Here is a 2,247-nt window from a genome sequence, read left to right as displayed (position 1 = left end):
AGGTCCGGAGCCGAAGGGAAACCAAGTCTTAATAGGGCGCCAAGTCAGCCGGAGTAGACCCGAAACCGGGTGATCTATCCATGTCCAGGTTGAAGTTGCCGTAAAAGGCAATGGAGGACCGAACCCACATCCGTTGAAAAGGGTGGGGATGAGGTGTGGATAGGGGAGAAATTCCAATCGAACCCGGAGATAGCTGGTTCTCCTCGAAATAGCTTTAGGGCTAGCCTCGATAGAGTCACACGGAGGTAGAGCACTGAATTTCCTAGGGGGCGTCAAAGCTTACCGAAGAATATCAAACTCCGAATGCCGTAGTGATGCTTATCGGGAGTCAGACTACACGAGATAAGTTGGGTAGTCGAAAGGGAAAGAGCCCAGACCTGCAGCTAAGGTCCCAAAATGTGTGTTAAGTGGAAAAGGATGTGGGATTTCAAAGACAACCAGGATGTTGGCTTAGAAGCAGCCATACATTAAAAGAGTGCGTAATAGCTCACTGGTCGAGAGGTCCTGCGCCGAAAATGTCCGGGGCTGAAACACACTACCGAAGCTCAGGAATCCTATAAGGGATTGGTAGAGGAGCATTCTTAGGGCGGCGAAGCAGTACCGGAAGGAGCTGTGGAGCGTTAAGAAGAGAGAATGCCGGAATGAGTAGCGAGATGGAGGTGGGAATCCTCCAGGCCGAATATCTAAGGTTTCCAGAGTAAAGCTGATCTGCTCTGGGTAAGTCGGGACCTAAGGCGAGGGCGAAAGCCGTAGTCGATGGACAACAGGTTGAAATTCCTGTACTGCAGTATGACAGAACTGTGGGGACACGTGTGGAGAGCATAAGCCGGGAATGGAAAGACCGGCGCAAGCGAGGTAGGTGTCACATAGGAAAATCCGTGTGATAAGCCGAAGACGTGATGCGGAGTGAAACATAAGTAACGAAGTATGTGAGCCATGCGTCAAGAAAAGCCGCTATTGTTTGTACTGTACCCGTACCGTAAACCGACACAGGTGGATGAGGAGAGAATCCTAAGGCCGACGGGAGAAGCATTGTTAAGGAACTCGGCAAAATGACTCCGTAACTTCGGGAGAAGGAGTGCCATGTAAAAGTGGCCGCAGAGAATTGGCCCAAGCAACTGTTTAGCAAAAACACAGGTCTATGCGAAACCGAAAGGTGAAGTATATGCTGACGCCTGCCCGGTGCTGGAAGGTTAAGGGGAGAGGTTAGCGCAAGCGAAGCTTTGAACTTAAGCCCCAGTAAACGGCGGCCGTAACTATAACGGTCCTAAGGTAGCGAAATTCCTTGTCGGGTAAGTTCCGACCCGCACGAAAGGCGTAATGATTTGGGCACTGTCTCAACAATGCACCCGGTGAAATTGAAATACCAGTGAAGATGCTGGTTACCTGCGCCAGGACGGAAAGACCCCATGGAGCTTTACTCCAGCTTGATACTGGGATTCGGTATTGCATGTACAGGATAGGTGGGAGACGGAGAAATGGTAACGCCAGTTGCCATGGAGTCGCTGTTGGGATACCACCCTTGCAGTACTGGATTTCTAACCAGCAGCCGTGAACCGGCTGGGGGACAATGTCAGGTGGGGAGTTTGACTGGGGCGGTCGCTCCGAAAGGGTATCGGAGGCGCTCAAAGGTTCCCTCAGAATGGTTGGAAACCATTCGAAGAGTGCAAAGGCAGAAGGGAGCTTGACTGTGACACCGACGGGTGGAGCAGGTACGAAAGTAGGACTTAGTGATCCGGTGGTATAAAGTGGGATTGCCATCGCTCAACGGATAAAAGCTACCCTGGGGATAACAGGCTTATCACTCCCAAGAGTTCACATCGACGGAGTGGTTTGGCACCTCGATGTCGGCTCATCGCATCCTGGGGCTGAAGTAGGTCCCAAGGGTTGGGCTGTTCGCCCATTAAAGCGGTACGCGAGCTGGGTTCAGAACGTCGTGAGACAGTTCGGTCCCTATCCGGCGTGGGCGTAGGATATTTGAGAGGAGCTGCCCTTAGTACGAGAGGACCGGGGTGGACTGGCCGCTGGTGTATCTGTTGTATTACCAAATGCATAGCAGAGTAGCCAAGCCGGGACGGGATAAACGCTGAAGGCATCTAAGCGTGAAGCCCCCCTCAAGATGAGATATCCCAACGAAAGTTGTAAGACCCCTTGAAGACGACGAGGTAGATAGGACAGAGGTGGAAGTGTGGTAACACATGTAGCTGACTGTTACTAATCGGTCGAGGGCATAACCAAGTGAGGTAA

The 2,247-nt window shown here is 51.8% G+C and carries 1 rRNA gene; it reads left to right on the top strand.

From position 1 onward, the window contains the following. Nucleotides 1-2,238: ribosomal RNA gene (locus DWX73_RS13120) — 23S ribosomal RNA — on the top strand; the annotation flags it as partial. Between the last annotated feature and the right edge of the window lie 9 nt (nt 2,239-2,247).

It is taken from the genome of Coprococcus sp. AF21-14LB, assembly GCF_003458885.1.
Lineage (GTDB): Bacteria > Bacillota > Clostridia > Lachnospirales > Lachnospiraceae > UBA9414.
The sequence above is the reverse complement of the archived record's forward strand: the minus strand, read 5'-3'. Positions and strand labels throughout refer to the sequence as shown.